Consider the following 18,373-nt stretch of genomic DNA (forward strand, 5'->3'; position numbering starts at 1 on the left):
TATCCGAGGGGCCGTTTTCGACTCCGAAAAGGACCAACGGGACTAAGCTACTTAAGTCTATCGGTTTATCCTGATTGACGGCAACCTCGGCAAAAAAGAATGTCCATTCCGTGAACAATCCCGTATGATAAAAGCGTATGCGGTTCCCAAGTAGTCTCATTCTTGCCTGGTTGTTGAATCTCCTCTTACCGGGGCTGGGCCATTTCTATTGGCGGGAGTTCTCATTCGGGCTGTTCATTTATCTGATTGCACTGCTGGCATCGGTTTTATATGTGGCCGTGTTTTTTGTTCCTTTGCCTTGGTATGCCGAGTTCCTGATATTGTGGCTACCCATTCTTTTCTATGCCTTCACCTTTGTGGACCTGGCTCGCACGGTCAAGCTGAAACGTCCCTCGTTGAATCGCTCCGCTCGCTCGATGATTATCATGCTGTTAGTCGGCTTGGTTTATCAGGTCGTGTCGCCGGCAGCGATGCTCAATTTTGGATGGCGCAACAGACCGGAAATCTATACCATGCAGAACAACCGGCTCAACCCCAGATTCGCCACCGGCGACATTCTCAAGGCGGACAGGCTGGACTACACGGTCAATATAGCTTTTGTCGACCTGCCCATACTGCACAGTTTCCCGGAGCGATTCGATATTGTGCGCTTTGTCGATGACGGCGGCCGTCGTCGCACCGGACTCATCGTCGGATTACCCGCGGAGGAGGTGGTGATCGCCGACGGATTGCTGGTGGTCGATGGCGTTCCGGATGTGCGTGATGGTCCGCTGGGTATCAGTCTGCGGGGAGATTGGCCGTTGACCCTGGCCGGGCGATACTCTATCTTGGTGGCAACGGTCAACCTGGGATCGGTTGAAAACGTGTACGAGGTCCAGTTGACGCAACTGCTCGGCAAAGTAGACAAGCTGTTTTGATATGTACAAACATCTGATCTTTGATCTCGACGGTACCCTCATTGATTCATCCGATGGAGTCGTCGAAGCGGTTAACTATTCGCTCATCCGAATGGGCGAGACTGAGCAACCTCCCGAAGTCATCAAGCCCTATATCGGCTTTCCACTTGAACAGATGTATCCCGATTTCACCGAGGCCCCATATCAAGAACTCTACGCGCACTTCAAAGTGAAGGCGGCCGAGACAGTGGTGGCCTCGACCACAGCTTTGCCTCATGTTGAGGAACTGTTGGCGCAGTTGCATGAAACTGATTTCAAGTTGGCAGTGGCTACCACCAAGATCAAAGTGCATGTCGATGGCATCGTGGAGAAACTGGGGTGGCAGAACTATTTCGATGTATCGGTCGGAGGGGACGAAGCTGTTCGATTCAAACCGGACCCGGCCATATTTCACATTGCTCTTAAGCGCTTGAACGCTCATCCGTCCGAGTCTATGGTAGTCGGCGACACCATCAACGACGTCCTGGCAGCCAGGGCGGTGCCGATGGCCGTTACGGCGGTGGCATCTCCATACGGCAAGAGCGATCAACTGGTTGCATCTCGACCGGATCACTATATCGAAGACATTAGGCAGTTACCCCAGTTGTTGGGGCTGGATCAAAACAAGGGAGGATGAAAAAGAAGTGAACGCACAACTTGTGATTGGGCTGGACCGAAAACTTGTGCCTGGTGTACGTCCTCAGAGTCAGGCGCATGTCACCCTGAGCGCAGTCGAAGGGTAAGCGCAGTCGAAACAGGAGCCGATGAGGACATCTGCCGCCCACAGACTTGTGTGTGGAAGTTTGCTTTTTCGGAGGTCGTCATGAAGAGGTTGTATCTAAACTCGTTCAAAACAAGTGTAGGCACTGTGCGTACCGCTGCCACCGCCGGACAATTGGTCTTGATCACACTGCCAAGTGAGTCCCGCAAGTACTACGAAGACAGAATCGCAACCCTGTTCGGTGATCACACGCTGGCTCAGGGCGGCAAGATCAATCGGAAGGCCGAAAAGCAAATCACTGCCTACCTTGATGGTAAACTGGCCGAATTCGATCTGCCCCTGGAAATCATCGGCACCAGCTTCCAGAAGAAGGCGCTCAAGCAGGTGTCACGGATTCCTTACGGCAAGACCTGCACCTATGGTGAGATTGCCCATGCAATAGGCAGCCCTGGTGCGGCTCGCGCCGTCGGCAGTGCCAATGCAAAAAACAACCTGCCGCTGGTAATTCCGTGCCACCGAGTAGTGGCATCCAACGGTCTGGGTGGTTACGGTGGCGGTCTACCGCTGAAAAAGAAACTGTTGAAACTGGAAGGAAGCATGTAAACGGGTAACCCCGTTTTCGTGTATCGTTCTCAACGCAAATAGAACCTGATTGTGAACTGGAGATTGTAGATGGATCCGCGCATTGAAAAACTGGCGAAAGTACTGGTACACTATTCTATCGCCTTGAAAAAGGGACAGTTGGTCAAAATCGTCGGTGAAACGGCCGGGCTGCCCTTAATCAAGGCTGTGTTCAAAGAAGCAGTCAAAGTGGGCGCGCACCCGATCACTCAGATCAGAGTGTCGGACAACGAAGAGACCTTGATGAAATTGGGCAGCGATGCGCAGTTGAAGTATCTGCCGCCGATGGCCAGTATGGAGATCAAGAAGATTGATGCTTATGTAGGCATCTGGGGTTCGGAAAACACGCGGAACATGTCCGGAGTCGACCCCAAACGTCAGGCGCTTTACCGCCTGTCCTCCAAGTCGATCATGCAGACATTCTTCAAGCGGTTTGCCGCCGGTGAACTGCGCTGGGTGGGTACGCAGTTTCCCACTTTGGCCGACGCGCAGGAAGCCGAGATGTCGCTGTCGGATTACGAAGATTTCGTCTATGGCGCAGGGCATATAACTGCCAAGGACCCGGTGGCCCATTGGAAGAAAGTGGCCAAAGAGCAGGCCCGTTTGATTAAGATTCTCAACCGATGCGGCAAGATTCATGTGCAGGCCAAAGACACCGACCTGAGACTCGACGTCAAAGGTCGCAAATGGATCAACTGTGCCGGGACCGAAAATTTCCCGGATGGCGAAGTGTTTACCAGCCCGATTGAGAACACTGCCGAGGGGTACATCCACTACAGCTTCCCGGCCGTTTACGGCGGACGCGAAGTCGAAGATGTACGGCTTGAGTTCAAGAAAGGCAAAGTGATCGCCGAGTCGGCCGGAAAAAACCAGGCCTACTTGACCGCCATGCTCAACATGGATAAAGGTGCGCGCTTCCTCGGCGAGTTTGCCATCGGGACCAACTACCAGATCAAACGGTTCTCGAAGAACATTCTTTTTGATGAAAAGATTGGCGGCACTTGTCACCTGGCGGTTGGCCAGGGTATCCCTGAGGCCGGCGGCAAGAACCAAAGTGCCTTACACTGGGACATGGTTTGCGATCTGAAGAAGAACAGCCAGATCACCGCCGACGGCAAGGTGATCTACAAGAACGGCAAGTTCACCATATAGCCGGTCGCAGACTATTCAGACACGCGATGCGCATGAAACCCGTTTATGGGCGGCTTGATCGTGTCACCCTGAGCGCCGTCGAGCGGCAAAAAGTCTTAATGAGCGAGGCAGGCAGGTAGTAGTGTGAAGTATTGTAGAACAGGTCTAAGTCGAGATACTATCACTCTGATGTTGGTGTCGTTGAGTGTGATCCTGATTAGATGCGGCGATGAGGACACATCTCCAACCAACTCAACCAACCCGGGCGACACCATCGCGGCCGACACTCTGCTCACCGTATCACCACTGTCCATTGACTCCGTTACCGGTTTTGTCCCCTTGGGCAATCTCAATCCCAGTGGACACGTTTTCCCTACCGACCACTGTTACATGTACCTGCCCACCGACCCTGGCGCTTACAGATCCCACGTGGTGACTTTATATTGCCCCGGAAATCTGCGGCTAACTGAAATCAACGCCTTTGAACACGTTGGCGCCAACATCACCGATTACCGAATTGGCTTTGAGTTGCAGTCTGGCGTAACACTTGAGTTCTCTCATGCTTCATCTCTCGAACAATCGGTTTTTGGCGATGTTACCGGTTTCGCCGGTTTTACCTTATTGCAGGAATATACAACCGGGGGAGAGACCTATCGAATGTGGCGCAAACCGGCCGACACAGTCCTTTCGGCCGGCACGATTCTCGGAACAGCGGGAGGAAATCCTCGTCAAGGAGCGCTGGACATCGGAGTCTATGACACCCGTGTGACTCATGCTACCGCGGCGGCGGCCGGGACCTGGACAAACAGCAACTACCTCCACGCCGTCTGTCCGCTTGAGTATTATGCACCCGGCGCCGTCAAAGAATCACTCTACGCCATCATGCAGCGCGACACCGTCCACGGAGACAACTATCCATGTGGATGGATCGCCCAGGATGTTGCCGGGACCGCCCAGGGAATCTGGTTCAATCCGGATTCACCTCGTCCTTACCCGGAGGATCCGCATTTGGCCTTGGTCTGGCACAACCAGGAAGCCGCCAGGCAGGTGATATCGATGGGGACGTCGGTACATGCTCTTCCAGCCGGAACTTACAAATTCACGCCGGTCACCGATGGTGCTTTGAACCGCCGGTTTGATCAGATAGAACCCGACGGGCAGGTGCATGGATATCATCTGATGGATCACCATGACCTTTTGCTCAAGACGGCAATTGTTCAAATGACCGACGCAACCACACTCAGGTTCGATGCTTTGGTAGGGCACATATCCGACAGCAGTTTATGGATATTTACCGACTCGGCAATGACGTTTACTCGATAGTCCGGCAGGGTGGGCCTCGAACCCGCCAAAGACCCTGATCCTGTAGGGCGGGTCCGTCTTCGCCTGCGCGCCGCGGCGTGAACCCGCCAAAAACTGAAAACATGAAGCAGTCGCCAATAGACAGAGAGGAATACAATGAGCAAGACAGAGGAAAACTTAAAAGCCGCCTTCGCCGGTGAATCGCAGGCCCGTAACAAGTACCAATTCTGGGCGAAAGTAGCCAAGAAAGAGGGCTACCACTATATCGCCAAGATTTTTGAAGAAACAGCGGCCAACGAGATGCGTCACGCCAAAGACGAATTCGCCCTGCTCGACGGAATCGGCGACACTGCCGCCAACCTGCAGGCAGCCGCCGAGGGTGAACATTACGAGACAGTCGAGATGTATCCGACTTTCGCCAAGGAAGCAGCCGAAGAGGGCAACAAGAAAGCGGCGGCGCTATTCAAACTGATCGCCAAGATCGAAGCCCACCATCGAGACCGGTACCGAAAGCTTCTTGAGATGGTCAAGACCGGGACGGTGTACAAGCGCGACGAGCCGATCAAGTGGAAATGTTCGGTCTGCGGATACATTCATGAAGGCACCGAGCCACCGGGCAAGTGTCCCTGCTGCGCTCATGGACTTGAGCATTTCGAGCCAGCCAATATGGATTTTTAGTCTTCGTAGGGCGGGTCCGTCTTCGCCTGCGCGCCGCGGCGTGAACCCGCCAATGGGCGTGGCCCGGACTTTGGGGCAGGTTGATTAAGTCGCTTTTCTTTGGTGGCGTTGGGCGACCCCGCCCGACGCCTCCCGTGCAAACACCACCCAAATCTCCCACCGCAAGCGGATGGGGCACCCCTCCTGCGGCGGACCTTCGGCGCAGAGATGCGACCCTGGCGCTACCGGGTTCTCGTGCCGCATCTACGGACAATCCACAGGCGGTGGACCACCGGTGAACATGAAGTCTACAAGAGTGACCAGGTCGGCGATATCAATGTCGGACAGGCTTTCAGCCGTCCCGACGGCACAACAACTACCGTCGATGTTGGCCTCTTCGGTGCACGGCGGAACCGGCCCTCCTGTGAACATGTAGTCGACTAACCAAACCAGATCGCCGATGTCGATGTCGACATTGCCGTCGATGATGCCGTCCACGTTACCACGCCTGTCTTCGCAGCAAGTCTCACTCGGCGGTGTGACCAGCAAGCTATCGAACAGCATGACCTCCGGCGCCGACATACCAAACGTCGACCAGAGGCTGTACAGAGTATCACCCCAGTCATCGGTCACGTTCTCGTCGCGCAGGAACTCGATGTATTCCTTGCTCGTAGTCTGATACAGAAGCTTCGCGAATATCCTGACTGCGCCTGGAGAAATCATATAGTCGGTGTCGTCCCAGAATTGTCCATCGGCATAACTATAGGCTACCGGAGGAGATTGTATTGTGGTGTAGTCGACATTGGTAAACCCGCGCGGTGGAATGCGGTTGTCGCTATACACGGTGTCATTCAGCACAAAGTGAAATGACGGACCTGCGGGCAAGCCGATGATGCCGCTTAGACTGTTTGAGATACCCGGTTTGATCTCGTAAACTTTGGCCGCGGCATCGTGGGTCAGAACTGCCGTGGTGCTGTCGTAGGCGCCTGACTCATAGATCAACTGGTCGCTGCTGTCGAAGACCTGGATGTTGAGCCAGATACGTCTCCCTTCCGGATAGCCCGATGGCAGTTTGTGACCGGTTTCATTCACAACACGAACTGTCAAGGCGAGACTGTCGCCTGATTCCGTAACTGTCAGTTGCATACTGGCTGCTTTCTGAAGCATACCCCGCGCTCGCGCAATACCAGCATCCAATGCCGCCGGGTCTGTCTCACCGGGAAAGACAGACTCAATGATGAGAGGCACGAAAGTATTGCCGCCGGTCATGTCATGCAGCGGGAGATCGTCGCGCTCCGGCGCGCCGTTCTTGTTGCAGCCAACGCCGGTGACATCTTTAAGATGACAATCCTGGCACGTCCTCACCGTGTCTTTGTTACCGCCGAACTGTGGGGCATAGACTCCTTCGGGCGTGTTGTAGGCGCTGTGTAGCCATTCGCTGTAGGTGCGCTCAACCGGGAACATACTGCGTGGATCAAAATCAGGTGCGGGTGAACCGAAAGTGTTGGGAACGTAAGCGCCACTACTGTCCCGCGTGAAGGCAGGATTACTGACATCGTGGCAGGTTCCGCATAATGCCGACGAAGGATGCAGGGGAGAGTAAAGATACTGATGCCGTGCCTCAGCCTCGACATACGGGCCGCGTTTGGAATTGTCGGAATCTGTGATGTACATGCCGTTGGCAGCATGCGTCGGGATGGTACTCATGGTGGCCAGGTAGTTTTGATCTGCGGCGAATGTTTCTGCGTTATAGGCGGAATCGTTGGGGTACGGATTCACGCCCACCGGCGACGGTGTCACCAGCTTGTGGCAGAAATCGCATGTAACTCCTTCCCGGTCGCTTGCAGTAAGAGCCGATCCATCGGTGGGTATCGAGCGACCCTCCAGCCAACCTTGAGGTGTGTGACAGCGAATACACAGATCGCCGCTTTCCGGAGCATCCTGATTGGCGATCGTCATCGTGGCCAGAAACAGCGGGTCTCGCATAGCTTGCGACATCATGCTGCCGCGCCAGACGAAGGCCTGTTCTACGGTCGGGTCATAACCGCCGTGACAGTTATCGCATTTGTCCGGTGTTTCAAGATTGCCAGTCTCACCCGGCTGTGATCCCGGCAAGAAGAAATCGTCTATGGTGGTAGGCACTTGTGCCCACGCCATCAGCGCTCCCCCGACGATCAGTAGTGCTATTGTCTTGGCAACTACACGCACAGGCACCTCTCAGCTTAATATCGCGCAGCAAAACCAAACTCCCCGAGCTACTCGAAACAGTGTCTCGGGCGACTGTTCTTCATCCTGTTAATATAGGGGAAAAGCCAGAAAAGGCAATGTCATTGTCGGTCAGGCAAGGCGGCACAACCTCATGCTGAGCGGAGTCGAAGCATGAACCCAGTTTAGTTATCTGCGAAGGTGGGAATCCATCTTCTCTCTACTTAGTCATTCTGGCGAAGGCCAGAGTCCATCTTCTCTCTACTTAGTCATTCTGGCGAAGGCCAGAAACCAGCCTTCGCCTACGCCAGTTCAGGACTCCTGTGGCCCCGGCCACCCCCGTAACCCATAAGGACGATTCATGGATGTCACCCTGAGCGCAGTCGAAGGGTCCCCCTCATCACTTTTCACCCCGAGCGGAGTCGAGGGGTGACCTGCACCGGAATCCATCTTCTCCGTCTCTGTCATTCCGGGCTTTGACCCGGAATCCATCTTCTCCTGCAACCGTTGCAGCAGCCGAATCGCCCGCGTCAATTGCCGATCAAGACGCATCTCATAGAACATCAGACTCTTGCGAAACGACTCCCCCGGCACAGACTTGGAACCGACAAGATTCGCGTTATGTTGCGCGACAGTTTCATCATCGATCTCATCGGCATCGCCCTGGAATCCGAAAAAGTTGCCACGTTCGATATCATCGGCGGCATCTTCCAACTGACGGTTGATACGTGAGGTTTCGGCATTGATAACACGTCGATAACGCCACATCGCGTTGATGATTTTCAGCACGAGATGTTCCTGAAGGATACCTACCGGTTTAAGCTCCTCCACCAGCGAGTCAACTAGTACTTCATACTGTTCTCTATCCTCGGTCAGGTGAGCCGATTTGAGAATCGCATCACAGGCATGAAGCCCGTGCTTGATTGCGTTTCGACTGGCCACCAACTTCCCTTCGGGCGTGACCGGCCCGGTCGATTTTTGAGCATTCCGCCTGTTGGACGCAATTTGTCTCTTACTCGCCGCCATAGACCTATCCTTTTCAGAACAGTCTGCAGATACATTCTACACCAAAGTTGTGGGGGAAATGTGGGAGCGGGCTGGCGGTCGTCATTGCCAGGAGCGAAGCGACGCGGCAATCTCGTCTTCTCTTGTGGCCTCTTCTATATCGTAGGTCAGGACTCCTGTCCCGAAGGGGTCGTCCTGAGCGCAGTCGAAGGACGAGGTTTCGACAATTGAGGTCACCAGAGCAAAGAATCCCGCGAAGCGCGGGATGTCGAAACCACAGGGGTTTCGACCTACTTTTCCCCTCAAGCCTATCCCAAGTGACTCTGCCAAAGCACCGCTGCGCGAGCCCCGCCCACAATTGCCTTATTAGGTCCTCTATCTGCCACTTATGTAGAACTCCCTTGGATTAGTTGCAAAGTCGCATCCCAATGTCGTTCGTACTACAGGGTTGTACTATAAGATGTTGTGGTCTCTTCTGTCAAGTATTAGTGGTAAGCGCCCCTCGACTCCGCTCGGGGTGACTGTGCTTGCTATTTCCCGGCAATTCCTGCGCAAAACCATGACCGTCTCGGTAAGGGTAAGGTCCCAGATTCGCAAAGCACGAGGAGGTCACTTAGCACAAAAAACAAAAGTACCCAAAACGAACCCAATCTGCCATAACCCTAAACGCGCAAACCTGCTACGGCGAATCCTTTCCGGGGGTGGCAGCTGGCCCCGTCTGCACCCTGTACCGTTGTGTCGGGTCTTGGACTCGCCGAAGGCGTGGGTGTGACCCGACACCGCCCCGCGTGGCGCACGAGGACGTACACCACGCACCAAATGTGTTAGAGTGGCACCCTCAAGCCTTGCTTGGGGGTGAATCCGGCAGTAACCCGACCCAAACAAGGTTTGAGTCGGCCACCCAAAGCAAAGAGTGTATGGCGTGTGCACCCCTCGACTCCGCTCGGGGTGACAGTCCGGCGCTATTCCAACCGTAGATCGGCGGTTCTAGTTGACAGATGGTCAATTCTTTTTATCTTAGCTGCCGTGAAACGAAGGATTGACAGATGAAAACGGAGACTGACTGTAGATTCCAGTCGCTCAGCCATCTGGTAGGCAACACTCCACTTCTGGAGATTTCCTTCGAGTTCAAAGGCAGCCGTCGTCGCCTTTTTGTCAAGGCCGAGCACATGAACATGACCGGCAGCATCAAGGACAGGATGGCGTTGCATATTCTCAAGCGAGCCTATGAGAAGGGGAAGCTGCGAAAGGGACAGACGATCATCGAAGCGACCTCTGGCAATACCGGAATATCGTTTGCGGGAATCGGTCGGGCGCTGGGCCATCCGGTGACGATTTTCATGCCCGATTGGATGAGCCGTGAGAGGGTGGCCTTGATCGAAAGCCTTGGCGCTGTTATTCGTCCGGTCACCCGGCAGGAGGGTGGCTTTCTGGGGAGTATTGAGATGGCCGAGAAGCTGGCCCAAGAGAATCCGGACAGTTTTCTTCCCTGTCAGTTTTCAAACAAGGACAATATCGAAGCGCACGCTGAGACGACCGGTCCGGAACTATGGTGGCAACTTCATTTCATGCAGCTTAAACCGGACGCCTTCGTGGCCGGCGTGGGGACGGGTGGCAGTATTATGGGGGTGGGCAGTTTCCTGAAGGCGCAATCGGAAGATATCAAAGCTCACCCGATGGAACCGGCTGAATCACCTACTTTGCGCACCGGTCACAAGATTGGACAGCATCGAATTCAAGGCATCTCAGATGAATTCATTCCCTCGATTCTGGATTTGGATTTTCTCGATGAGATCATAGACGTTCACGACGGTGATGCCATTATCATGGCTCAGAAACTGGCTGCGCAGTTAGGGCTGGCCGTGGGTATCTCGTCCGGGGCGAATTTCATCGCGGCGCTCAAAGTGCAGGAACGAATGTCGCCCGAAACGATCGTAGTCACGCTTTTTGCCGACAGCAACAAGAAGTATCTCAGCACTGATCTTCTTCGCAAAGAACCGGTGCGTGACGGCTACCTGGCCCCGGAGATCGAACTGCTCGGCTTCGATTCACACAAGCGAGTGTGTAATACCTGCTGCGATTATCCCGACTGCAACCAGATGCTGGCACAGCCCCGGTTCGCTTCTTCAAATTAACTTACCTGTACCGCCGGGTACTTTGCATGACCTAAAGTCATTGTTCGGCTTAGGCTTGTAACATATTTTAGTGCAGTCGGTTAGCGTAATTGCAGCGCGTCGCAATTCATGGCGATTGTGGGTCGATTCGTCCCTTTAGGAATACGACTTTCTGCCGATTTTGATATGGTAGGATGCTCTGTGACTTTAAGCCCCCAGGAGGGTAATTATGTCCGAAACGCGAAAATACCCCAGATACGAAACCGAGGACCTGCTGATGGTCTTCAATCGGGAAACAGATGAACACATCGGTGGACTGGCCAACCTGACGCCGGAAGGCGCCATGATAATCACCAGGGAACCAGTCGAGATATCAACAACTGCAAAGTGCCGTGTTGAATTGCCCCGAGTTATTCTCGATTGCGATGAATTCGTTTTTGACGCTGAATGCGTTTGGTGCAAGAAAGACACTACCCGCGGTTGGTATGAATCTGGATACAGGCTAAGAAATATCTCGGAACAAGACCAGGATCTTTTGACTTATGTTATGCTTCAGCTAATGTCCGAGCAGAAGGTCGCGCACAACACGCCTTAGTTCGATCGACCTCCGCCGACCACCAATCAGAGCGCACTCACATCACGTTTTCAGCCGTCTGAGCGATATCGCTTTGACAGCTGCTGCCTATTGACTACCTTTGCCTCCGTGACAAAAGTCAACCTGACCGACACCGCAAAGAAGAAGCGGGCCGATTACACCGAAGGCTCCATAATAGGGTCCATCCTCAAAATGGGGTTGCCGTCGATGTTCGGTTTTTTGAGCCAGAACGTTTATTCGTTGGTGGACACCTATTGGGTTTCCAAGTTACCCATAAAAGAGACAGGGGTGGCGGCGGTCACTTTTTTTGCCACCATACTCTGGTTCTTTTTTTCGTTCAACCAATTGGTCGGACCCGGCTCGGTGGCGATTATTTCGCGGCGCTATGGTGAACAAGCGTATCACCGTACCGAGAAAGCGATCAAGGAAACGCTGTTGCTCAAGCTCTTTTTTGGGTTGATCTTTGGTGTTGTCGGCTTTTTCACGGTTCATTACATGCTCTATCTTCTGGGTGCACGAGGGGAAGCGCTCGCAGCCGGGACCGTCTATGGGCGGATCATGTTTCTGGGGATGGGCATCATGTATGCCACTTTTTCATGTTACACCGCCATGCGCTCGGTGGCCAACCCGGCCATGGCGATGATCCTCATGGTGGCCTCCAACGGACTCAACATGGTGCTCGATCCGATTATGATGTTCGGTTGGTTCGGACTGCCGGCGATGGGTATTGAGGGTGCAGCGTGGGCTTCGGTAATCGCATACTCCATTACTTTTGCCGTCGGTCTGTTTTTGATGTATGGGGGTCACACCAATGTGAGGCTGACCCTGAGCGGCAGAGTCCCGGTGTCATTTGAGTCGATGTGGAAGATGCTTAAAATAGGTATTCCGGCCTGGCTGGGGTCGATGTCGTTCTCCAGCGCCCGGCTGGTGATCACGCCGTTGATCGCGGTGTTCGGCACCGAGGTGGTCGCGGCCTATGGGGTAGGCAACCAGGTTACCCATTTCGGTATCATGATCCTTGTGGGCATCGGTCTGGGTTTGTCGGCCTTGATAGGCCACAACATGGGTGGCGGAAAGCTAAAGCGGGCCAAGAAAACGGCCGACCAGGCGGTGCTGTTGGGGATCGGCACCATGGTGTTTTTCGGCGCCGTATCGTTTCTGTTTGCCCGTCCTATTATGCAAATGTTCTTCGAAAACGAAGTGACCATCAGTTACGGAGTCACCATGCTGAAAATCATGGCGCTCGGCCTGCCGTTCTTCGGCGGCTATATGATGATCGAGGAGATTCATCTCGGCGTCGGACTCAACACCCCGGCTATGGTCATGGACATCATTCACGCCTGGGTGTTTCAGGTTGGTCCTATTCTTTTGTTTACCAACATTTTGGGATTTGATCAAAGAGCTATATGGTGGACGATCAGTATTGCCGGCGCCCTTATCTCGGTAGTTTTCTACATTTATTACCGGCGGGGACGCTGGCTGACAGTTAAGGTGTAGGGGGTATGAACAGGATGTCAGACAACCCCGATACCCACTGGCGCGGGAACGACCTCTCGGTACAAGTCCTCTTTACCGCCGCGGGGGTGGCACAGCAAATCTGGATAGATAGCGGAAGCGGCGGTTTGCTGGTGGATGTCGGCGATGGAACACTGCGTGATATGCTGACCGAAGGGCTGAATCCACGAGGCGTTACGGGAGTTGTTATCACACACGGCCACTTCGATCATGTCGGAGGTTTGCACTCGCTTTTGGGATACCTGCGTATGGTGGGACGTGACCAACCGCTTGAAGTGATCGCACCAAAGAACTGTACGGAGATGCTCGGAATCGTCGAAAACTTCCACCGCAGTTACCCCGACTCAATTCCCTTTCGTGTGAACATCCACGAACTTGGCGACCGCGAGACATTTGGCTGCGCAGGTATGACTATCGAAGCATTCGATGTCATCCACTGTGGAAGCGTCTCTGGCTCCGGCGTAATGGCGCCAATCCCGGCCAATGGCTACCGAATATCGTCCGCCGACGAGACAGTAGCGATCAGCGGTGACACCGGCAGCAATGCCGACCTGGAAGCATTGGTTAAAGATGCCGACCTGGCTATAATCGAAGCAACTTACAGCGATGGTTACGATGTGGCCCAGGAAGCGTTGCGAAATGTCCACCTGTCGGAACGGCTGGCTTCAGAGCTGGGGAAACTGGCCAAGCACCATATACTGGTACATCGGATCAGGAAATATCCGTAGCCTGGGCAACGGCCTCGATCATTTCACTTCCATTTGTTACGACAGCCTGTATATTGCACCCAACCATTGAATGGAGTGATCAATATGCCTTGTCTTGAGATAGCAATGCCGAAGGTCGACAGGGAGACGAAGGTGCAACTGGCCGACAAGCTGACGGAAGCCTTCGCGGCAGCCTCCGGCTTTCCGGCTGAGATATTCGGCGTTCATTTTCGCGAATACGAACCGGGCACGGCATCCGCAGGCGGCACGCTGTGGGACGGCGGAGACACGCGACCGTATCTGCACTTTCTGCTGTACAGCCCGCGATTGAAACGATCCGTCAAACAGAAACTGGCAGCAACTCTGTCTCAGGCGTTCACCCAATGTGTCGGACATACGCACTGGTTACCGGTCATCCATCTGTGTGAGCATCCCTATGATAATGTGGGCGTTGAAGGCAAGCTCTTATCCGACAGCTATGAAGAGTGCGCCAAGAGTCGCTTTTATTATGAAACGCCGAAGGACTGACACCGTGAACGAGCGCGATGACATAGCCCAGGTTAACAAGGCGTTGTGGAAGAGTTGGGCCGGCGACAACGACCAATACACAACTCCCTGGCTGGACCTGAAAAGGGACCTGCTGGAGGACTTCGTTGAAGGGCGTATCGAAGTACTGCCAAGGCCGTACATGTATGTGTATCCACGCCGAGTGTTGGAAGCGGTTGCAGGGAAGAAAGTTCTTTGTCTGGCTACCGGTGGCGGTCAGCAGTCGGCTGTGTTCGGATTGCTGGGTGCCGATGTGACAATACTTGATTTGACCGATGAGCAGTTGGCCGCCGATCGGGAAGCGGCTTCCCATCACGGCTACCATGCCACGACAATCCAGGGGGACATGCGTGATTTGTCAGCGTTCGAGGACGTTTCATTCGACCTGGTCTATCAAGCGATCTCAATCGTATTCGTGCCTGATGTTCGCGAAGTCTACCGTGAGGTTAGTCGCGTTCTGAAACCGGGCGGTTGCTATCGAGTCGGCCATTGCCTGGCAGCAACGCAGGTTGTGGATGATACAACTGTGTGCGATGACGGTTACGTTGTCAAGGGCATCTATTTCGGTGGCGAGATGGTGGAGGCTGATGGAAGAGAGTTCCGCCATCACCTATCCGATGTGTTCAACGGTCTTTGTGAACTTGGATTCAGAATTGACGGTGTCTGGGAGGACCCGCGACACCATTATCATCTGTCAAACCCGGAACCGGGGACCGAGGAGCACATGGTAAAGCATGTTCAGAAGTACTTTGCGATTATGGCACAGAAGGAATAGGAGCGGGCACGATGCACGGACTGGTCACATTGTTGCCGGATCCATTCTACGAACAGGTCGAAGCGATCTGGGATCGCCTTGAACAACGGTGCGGACTGAACGGGATTCGAGTTACGCCGTACCCGCACTTTTCCTGGAATATTGCCGAACATTATGACTTCGAGCGGTTGGAAGATTTGGTCCGGCAGCTATCCACGGATATAGCTCCCTTTCCAGCAAGCACAGCCGGGCTGGGGCTGTTCACCGGCGAGAATCCGGTGGTGTACATGGTGGTTGTCCGAAATGAGGCTCTATCCGGTCTGCATAAACAGCTTTGGCAAACGGTCGCAGGGGCATGCGATGACCTAAGCCTGTTGTACGCTCCCGAAGTATGGGTGCCCCACATTAGTCTTGCCTACGAGGATGTAGACAGAGAGAATCTTCGGCAGGCTATGAGCGAACTGGCTTTTGAGACCTACAACTGGAGGTTTGTCGTTGACCACATAGCGTTTATTCGTGAGAGTGAGGGACAGGTAGGTGAACTTAAATGGAAGATACCTCTGGGTCGATGATCATTGCATCTGGTCGCGGGGCATCCGGCCGGAGGTGTATCTAAGGGCAGTAGAATGAACATGAATGGTGATAACATGATGATCTTTGCGGGCAGCGGCAGTCGTAAGCTCACCAGGGCGATCTGCACCTGGCTCGGCGTGCCGATGGGGAATGGTGAAGCGATTCAGTTCTCCGAAGGTAACACTTTTGTGCGCATACTTGAAAACGTGCGCGGACGAGATGTCTTCATCGTACAGTCAACGGTTTTCCCGGCCAATGATAACCTGGTTGAACTGCTGTTCTGGATAGATGCCTTCAAACGGGCCAGTGCCGAGTCGGTGACGGCGGTGATACCGTATTTCAGCTACGGCAAAGGTGACAAAAAAGACGAGCCGCGCGTTTCGATCCGAGCGCGCGTCGTGGCCGATGCAATCGAAGCGGCCGGCGTCGATCGGGTTGTGACGATGGACCTGCACGCCCCGCAGATTCAAGGGTTCTTTCGTGTCCCTGTCGACAATCTGTACGCGCTACCGGCGCTGTGTGACCGCGTGGAAAAACTCGGGCTGGACAATTTGGTGGTTGTCTCTCCGGACTCAGGTTTCGTTAAGCAGGCGCGCAAGTACGCCCGGCATCTCGGGGTCTCGTTGACCATCGCCGACAAAGAACGGACCGCCCACGATGAGACGGCCGCGGTGATGGCGGTCATCGGCGATGTCCGGGACAAGACCGCCTTGATCGTGGATGACTTCACTATATCCGGCGGCACATTGACGGCTGTGGCGGAGCAGCTTATCAAGCATGGCGCGCGCGGCGTGTATGCGATGGTGGCTCATGGTGTACTGGGGGCTGGGTCCATCGAGCGAATTCACGAAAGCCCCATCACCAAGCTATTGATTACTGATAGTATTGAGAATCAGCCGGTGACCTTTTCAGACAAAATTGAGACGGTGTCGGTGGCGCCGCTATTCGGTGATGCTATGAAACGTATTTACAACCGCGAAAGTGTCAGCGAGATGTTCGGATGATGTGCCGCCGATCTGTTCGTTCACATAGGATATCTCGCCATCCCCAACAACTTCAACTGAGAGAAAAGTGAAAACCAAAGCTGTGATTTTCGATCTGGACGACACGCTGATTCCCAGTGTGCGAGATGTCCTCAGAGCACTAAGCGCAACGCTGACGCCGGTGGCTGAGCGCTATGACAAAGCGCCGGATGAACTGGTGGTGACCATGCGAAGTACGGCTCGCGAAATATGGCGCGCATCGGACCTACACCCATACTGCGAACGGGTAGGCATAGCCTCGTATGAAGGACTATGGGCCACGCCTGTGGCAAACAGTGATGAAGCTCGACAGCTAAGCGAATGGTTGCCTGAGTATCGCCTTCATGCCTGGCGTTCGGCGCTGAAACGACAGGGGATCGAAGAAGAAGGTCTTGCCGAACATCTGGCGGCGACCTTTCCAACCGAACGAAGAAGGCGAGCCGGTCCATTTCCGGAGATTGAAACTGTTCTGAATCACCTCAAGGAATCGTACCGCCTGGCTCTACTTACCAACGGCGAAGTCGGTCTTCAAAACGAGAAGCTGGACCTGTCCGGATTGCGACACCACTTCGAAGTGGTTACAGTATCAGGTGAAATCGGCATCGGCAAACCTGATCGACAAGTATTCGACCTGACGTTGAAACGATTGGGTCTGACGGTCGATGCTGCGGTCATGGTCGGTGACAATCTCAGAACGGATATCTCAGGGGCGTTGGGAATCGGGATGTTCTCAGCGTGGATCAACCGCGACGGCAGGACAGGCGATGACACCATCCGACCGGACGCAGAGCTGGCCGACCTCACCGAACTTGCCGGTGCCATTCCCAACATTTGAGAAGACACCAGCTGCTCGTCCCATCAGTCGAACCGCCAACCAATGGTTGCATGATAACGTACCAACTGTAGCAACAGAGTATACGCTCACCAGCAACAAGGAACGTGCATCATGAGCGACCGAGCTACTTTGGGTGGGAAAGATAAATCTTCATTGGCAGGGTCTTCCGGGGTGTTCGTGGCTATCTTGTCGTTGGCCGTGTTCTGCTGGGCAGCCTCTGCCTGCCAGTCGGCGTCCGCGTCCGAATCCAACTACCAGGTAGTTCGCACCGATGAACCGATTTCATGGCTCGTAGCGCGCGACTCGGCCCTCGCGCTGGGGGGACAGCTTGCGGCCATCACATCTCAGGCCGAGCAGGATTTGGTCTTAGCTTTGCTGGCCTCCGAGGATACGGCTTGGATAGGTGGCTCCGATGTTGTCGTTGAAGGCAGATGGGCCTGGTACTCGGGCGAACGATGGAGCTATGCGCAATGGGCGGCTGATCAGCCGGAATCGTTGGTAACTTTCGATTACCTGCAGATGCTGGCGCCGGAGGGCGGAGACTGGCAGGCCGGAGCGGAGCATACCGATGTGTTCGTTGTGGAGTATCCCTGTTGTGGGGGATCAACGGGGAATGTCGATGGGGATACTGCCGAGAGCGTCGACATTGCAGACCTGGTCTTTCTGGTCGACTTTGTTTTCACAGGAGGAGCCCATCCATTCTGCACCAACGAAGCCGATCTGGACGCCAGCGGACGTATCGACATTGCCGATTTGGTGTTCCTGGTCGACTTCATGATGCGCAACGGTTCGCCGCCCCCGGCGTGTGCACCGGCACGAATCGACGTGTACGACACGGTGGTCATAGTCGACAATACCGGCAAGCCATGGGACATTTCATACGGTGTACATTATTACGGTATGGATGTGCACGATTTCCATGGTGGTTACGGGCCGTTCTCGTTGGAACCGATCATAGACCCGGTGTTTTCCTCGCCCGGTGACGGCGATTATCCGGAACCGGACGAGGACTTTCCCATGCTTGGTATCACTCTGCTGGGTGAGAGCCGAGCCTATAAGCTCAAGGACATGCTGTCGCGTGAAATCGTCGATGACGACTTTTTCGACAGCATCTTCGTTGCCGCCACCTACTGAC

18 protein-coding genes are annotated in these 18,373 nt (G+C 54.4%); 16 read left to right on the forward strand and 2 right to left on the reverse strand.

The features are described 5' to 3' along the window. Positions 1-137: 137 nt before the first annotated feature. The 6 genes from OEV49_03225 to OEV49_03250 all read left to right on the forward strand — a co-directional run bounded on the left by OEV49_03225 (position 138) and on the right by OEV49_03250 (position 5,388). Positions 138-917 carry a hypothetical protein gene (locus OEV49_03225; protein MDH3890071.1) on the forward strand — a complete coding sequence of 260 codons (780 nt, stop codon included), beginning with the start codon at positions 138-140 and terminating at the stop codon, positions 915-917. Position 918: 1 nt separating this feature from the next. Further along, entirely contained in the window at positions 919-1,572 is a 654-nt protein-coding gene (locus tag OEV49_03230; GenBank protein ID MDH3890072.1) for an HAD family hydrolase, read from the forward strand. 186 nt (positions 1,573-1,758) lie between these two features. After that, positions 1,759-2,259 carry a methylated-DNA--[protein]-cysteine S-methyltransferase gene (locus tag OEV49_03235; GenBank protein ID MDH3890073.1) on the forward strand — a complete coding sequence of 167 codons (501 nt, stop codon included), beginning with the start codon at positions 1,759-1,761 and terminating at the stop codon, positions 2,257-2,259. Positions 2,260-2,328: 69 nt separating this feature from the next. Next, a complete protein-coding gene (locus OEV49_03240) occupies positions 2,329-3,429 on the forward strand; it encodes an aminopeptidase (protein ID MDH3890074.1) in 1,101 nt (366 codons plus the stop codon). Between the two features lie 123 nt (positions 3,430-3,552). Further along, complete coding sequence (locus tag OEV49_03245; protein MDH3890075.1) at positions 3,553-4,731, forward strand: hypothetical protein; 1,179 nt, start codon at positions 3,553-3,555, stop codon at positions 4,729-4,731. Between the two features lie 135 nt (positions 4,732-4,866). After that, a complete protein-coding gene (locus OEV49_03250) occupies positions 4,867-5,388 on the forward strand; it encodes a rubrerythrin family protein (GenBank protein MDH3890076.1) in 522 nt (173 codons plus the stop codon). A gap of 243 nt (positions 5,389-5,631) precedes the next feature. On the opposite strand, the gene OEV49_03255 is transcribed toward OEV49_03250, so the two are convergent. Next, entirely contained in the window at positions 5,632-7,575 is a 1,944-nt protein-coding gene (locus OEV49_03255; protein MDH3890077.1) for a multiheme c-type cytochrome, read from the reverse strand. Between the two features lie 309 nt (positions 7,576-7,884). Further along, positions 7,885-8,598, reverse strand: coding sequence for a hypothetical protein (locus tag OEV49_03260; protein MDH3890078.1), 714 nt, complete (start codon positions 8,596-8,598; stop codon positions 7,885-7,887). A gap of 1,025 nt (positions 8,599-9,623) precedes the next feature. Between OEV49_03260 and OEV49_03265 the strand changes: the two genes are divergently transcribed. From OEV49_03265 to OEV49_03310, 10 genes are all read left to right on the forward strand, one after another. Beyond that, the gene (locus OEV49_03265) at positions 9,624-10,712 is read left to right on the forward strand and encodes a cysteine synthase family protein (GenBank protein ID MDH3890079.1); all 1,089 of its coding nucleotides are present in this window, start codon (positions 9,624-9,626) and stop codon (positions 10,710-10,712) included. Between the two features lie 208 nt (positions 10,713-10,920). Further along, on the forward strand, positions 10,921-11,286 hold the full coding sequence (locus OEV49_03270) for a PilZ domain-containing protein (GenBank protein ID MDH3890080.1): 366 nt from the start codon (positions 10,921-10,923) through the stop codon (positions 11,284-11,286). A gap of 108 nt (positions 11,287-11,394) precedes the next feature. After that, positions 11,395-12,783, forward strand: a complete 1,389-nt coding sequence (locus OEV49_03275; GenBank protein ID MDH3890081.1) for an MATE family efflux transporter — start codon at positions 11,395-11,397, stop codon at positions 12,781-12,783. Positions 12,784-12,788: 5 nt separating this feature from the next. After that, positions 12,789-13,529 carry a ribonuclease Z gene (locus tag OEV49_03280; protein ID MDH3890082.1) on the forward strand — a complete coding sequence of 247 codons (741 nt, stop codon included), beginning with the start codon at positions 12,789-12,791 and terminating at the stop codon, positions 13,527-13,529. Between the two features lie 105 nt (positions 13,530-13,634). Then, complete coding sequence (locus OEV49_03285; GenBank protein MDH3890083.1) at positions 13,635-14,036, forward strand: hypothetical protein; 402 nt, start codon at positions 13,635-13,637, stop codon at positions 14,034-14,036. Next, a complete protein-coding gene (locus OEV49_03290; GenBank protein ID MDH3890084.1) occupies positions 14,017-14,829 on the forward strand; it encodes a class I SAM-dependent methyltransferase in 813 nt (270 codons plus the stop codon). The genes OEV49_03285 and OEV49_03290 overlap by 20 nt, the downstream gene beginning before the upstream one ends. 11 nt (positions 14,830-14,840) lie before the next feature. Continuing rightward, complete coding sequence (locus OEV49_03295; GenBank protein ID MDH3890085.1) at positions 14,841-15,380, forward strand: 2'-5' RNA ligase family protein; 540 nt, start codon at positions 14,841-14,843, stop codon at positions 15,378-15,380. A 60-nt stretch (positions 15,381-15,440) separates the two neighbouring features. Beyond that, positions 15,441-16,385 carry a ribose-phosphate pyrophosphokinase gene (locus OEV49_03300; GenBank protein MDH3890086.1) on the forward strand — a complete coding sequence of 315 codons (945 nt, stop codon included), beginning with the start codon at positions 15,441-15,443 and terminating at the stop codon, positions 16,383-16,385. Positions 16,386-16,452: 67 nt separating this feature from the next. After that, entirely contained in the window at positions 16,453-17,238 is a 786-nt protein-coding gene (locus tag OEV49_03305) for an HAD family hydrolase (GenBank protein ID MDH3890087.1), read from the forward strand. A 111-nt stretch (positions 17,239-17,349) separates the two neighbouring features. Next, the gene (locus OEV49_03310) at positions 17,350-18,372 is read left to right on the forward strand and encodes a hypothetical protein (protein ID MDH3890088.1); all 1,023 of its coding nucleotides are present in this window, start codon (positions 17,350-17,352) and stop codon (positions 18,370-18,372) included. Position 18,373 lies beyond the last annotated feature (1 nt).

The organism is Candidatus Zixiibacteriota bacterium (assembly GCA_029860345.1).
Taxonomy (GTDB): Bacteria; Zixibacteria; MSB-5A5; order GN15; family FEB-12; genus JAJRTA01.

Bases quoted from the DNA above. Each gene is read 5' to 3' on its own strand.
- OEV49_03225 (MDH3890071.1), top strand. From the start codon at position 138: ATGCGGTTCCCAAGTAGTCTCATTCTTGCCTGGTTGTTGAATCTCCTC.
- OEV49_03230 (MDH3890072.1), top strand. From the start codon at position 919: ATGTACAAACATCTGATCTTTGATCTCGACGGTACCCTCATTGATTCA.
- OEV49_03235 (MDH3890073.1), top strand. From the start codon at position 1,759: ATGAAGAGGTTGTATCTAAACTCGTTCAAAACAAGTGTAGGCACTGTG.
- OEV49_03240 (MDH3890074.1), top strand. From the start codon at position 2,329: ATGGATCCGCGCATTGAAAAACTGGCGAAAGTACTGGTACACTATTCT.
- OEV49_03250 (MDH3890076.1), top strand. From the start codon at position 4,867: ATGAGCAAGACAGAGGAAAACTTAAAAGCCGCCTTCGCCGGTGAATCG.
- OEV49_03260 (MDH3890078.1), bottom strand. From the start codon at position 8,598: ATGGCGGCGAGTAAGAGACAAATTGCGTCCAACAGGCGGAATGCTCAA.
- OEV49_03265 (MDH3890079.1), top strand. From the start codon at position 9,624: ATGAAAACGGAGACTGACTGTAGATTCCAGTCGCTCAGCCATCTGGTA.
- OEV49_03270 (MDH3890080.1), top strand. From the start codon at position 10,921: ATGTCCGAAACGCGAAAATACCCCAGATACGAAACCGAGGACCTGCTG.
- OEV49_03280 (MDH3890082.1), top strand. From the start codon at position 12,789: ATGAACAGGATGTCAGACAACCCCGATACCCACTGGCGCGGGAACGAC.
- OEV49_03285 (MDH3890083.1), top strand. From the start codon at position 13,635: ATGCCGAAGGTCGACAGGGAGACGAAGGTGCAACTGGCCGACAAGCTG.
- OEV49_03290 (MDH3890084.1), top strand. From the start codon at position 14,017: ATGAAACGCCGAAGGACTGACACCGTGAACGAGCGCGATGACATAGCC.
- OEV49_03295 (MDH3890085.1), top strand. From the start codon at position 14,841: ATGCACGGACTGGTCACATTGTTGCCGGATCCATTCTACGAACAGGTC.
- OEV49_03300 (MDH3890086.1), top strand. From the start codon at position 15,441: ATGAATGGTGATAACATGATGATCTTTGCGGGCAGCGGCAGTCGTAAG.
- OEV49_03310 (MDH3890088.1), top strand. From the start codon at position 17,350: ATGAGCGACCGAGCTACTTTGGGTGGGAAAGATAAATCTTCATTGGCA.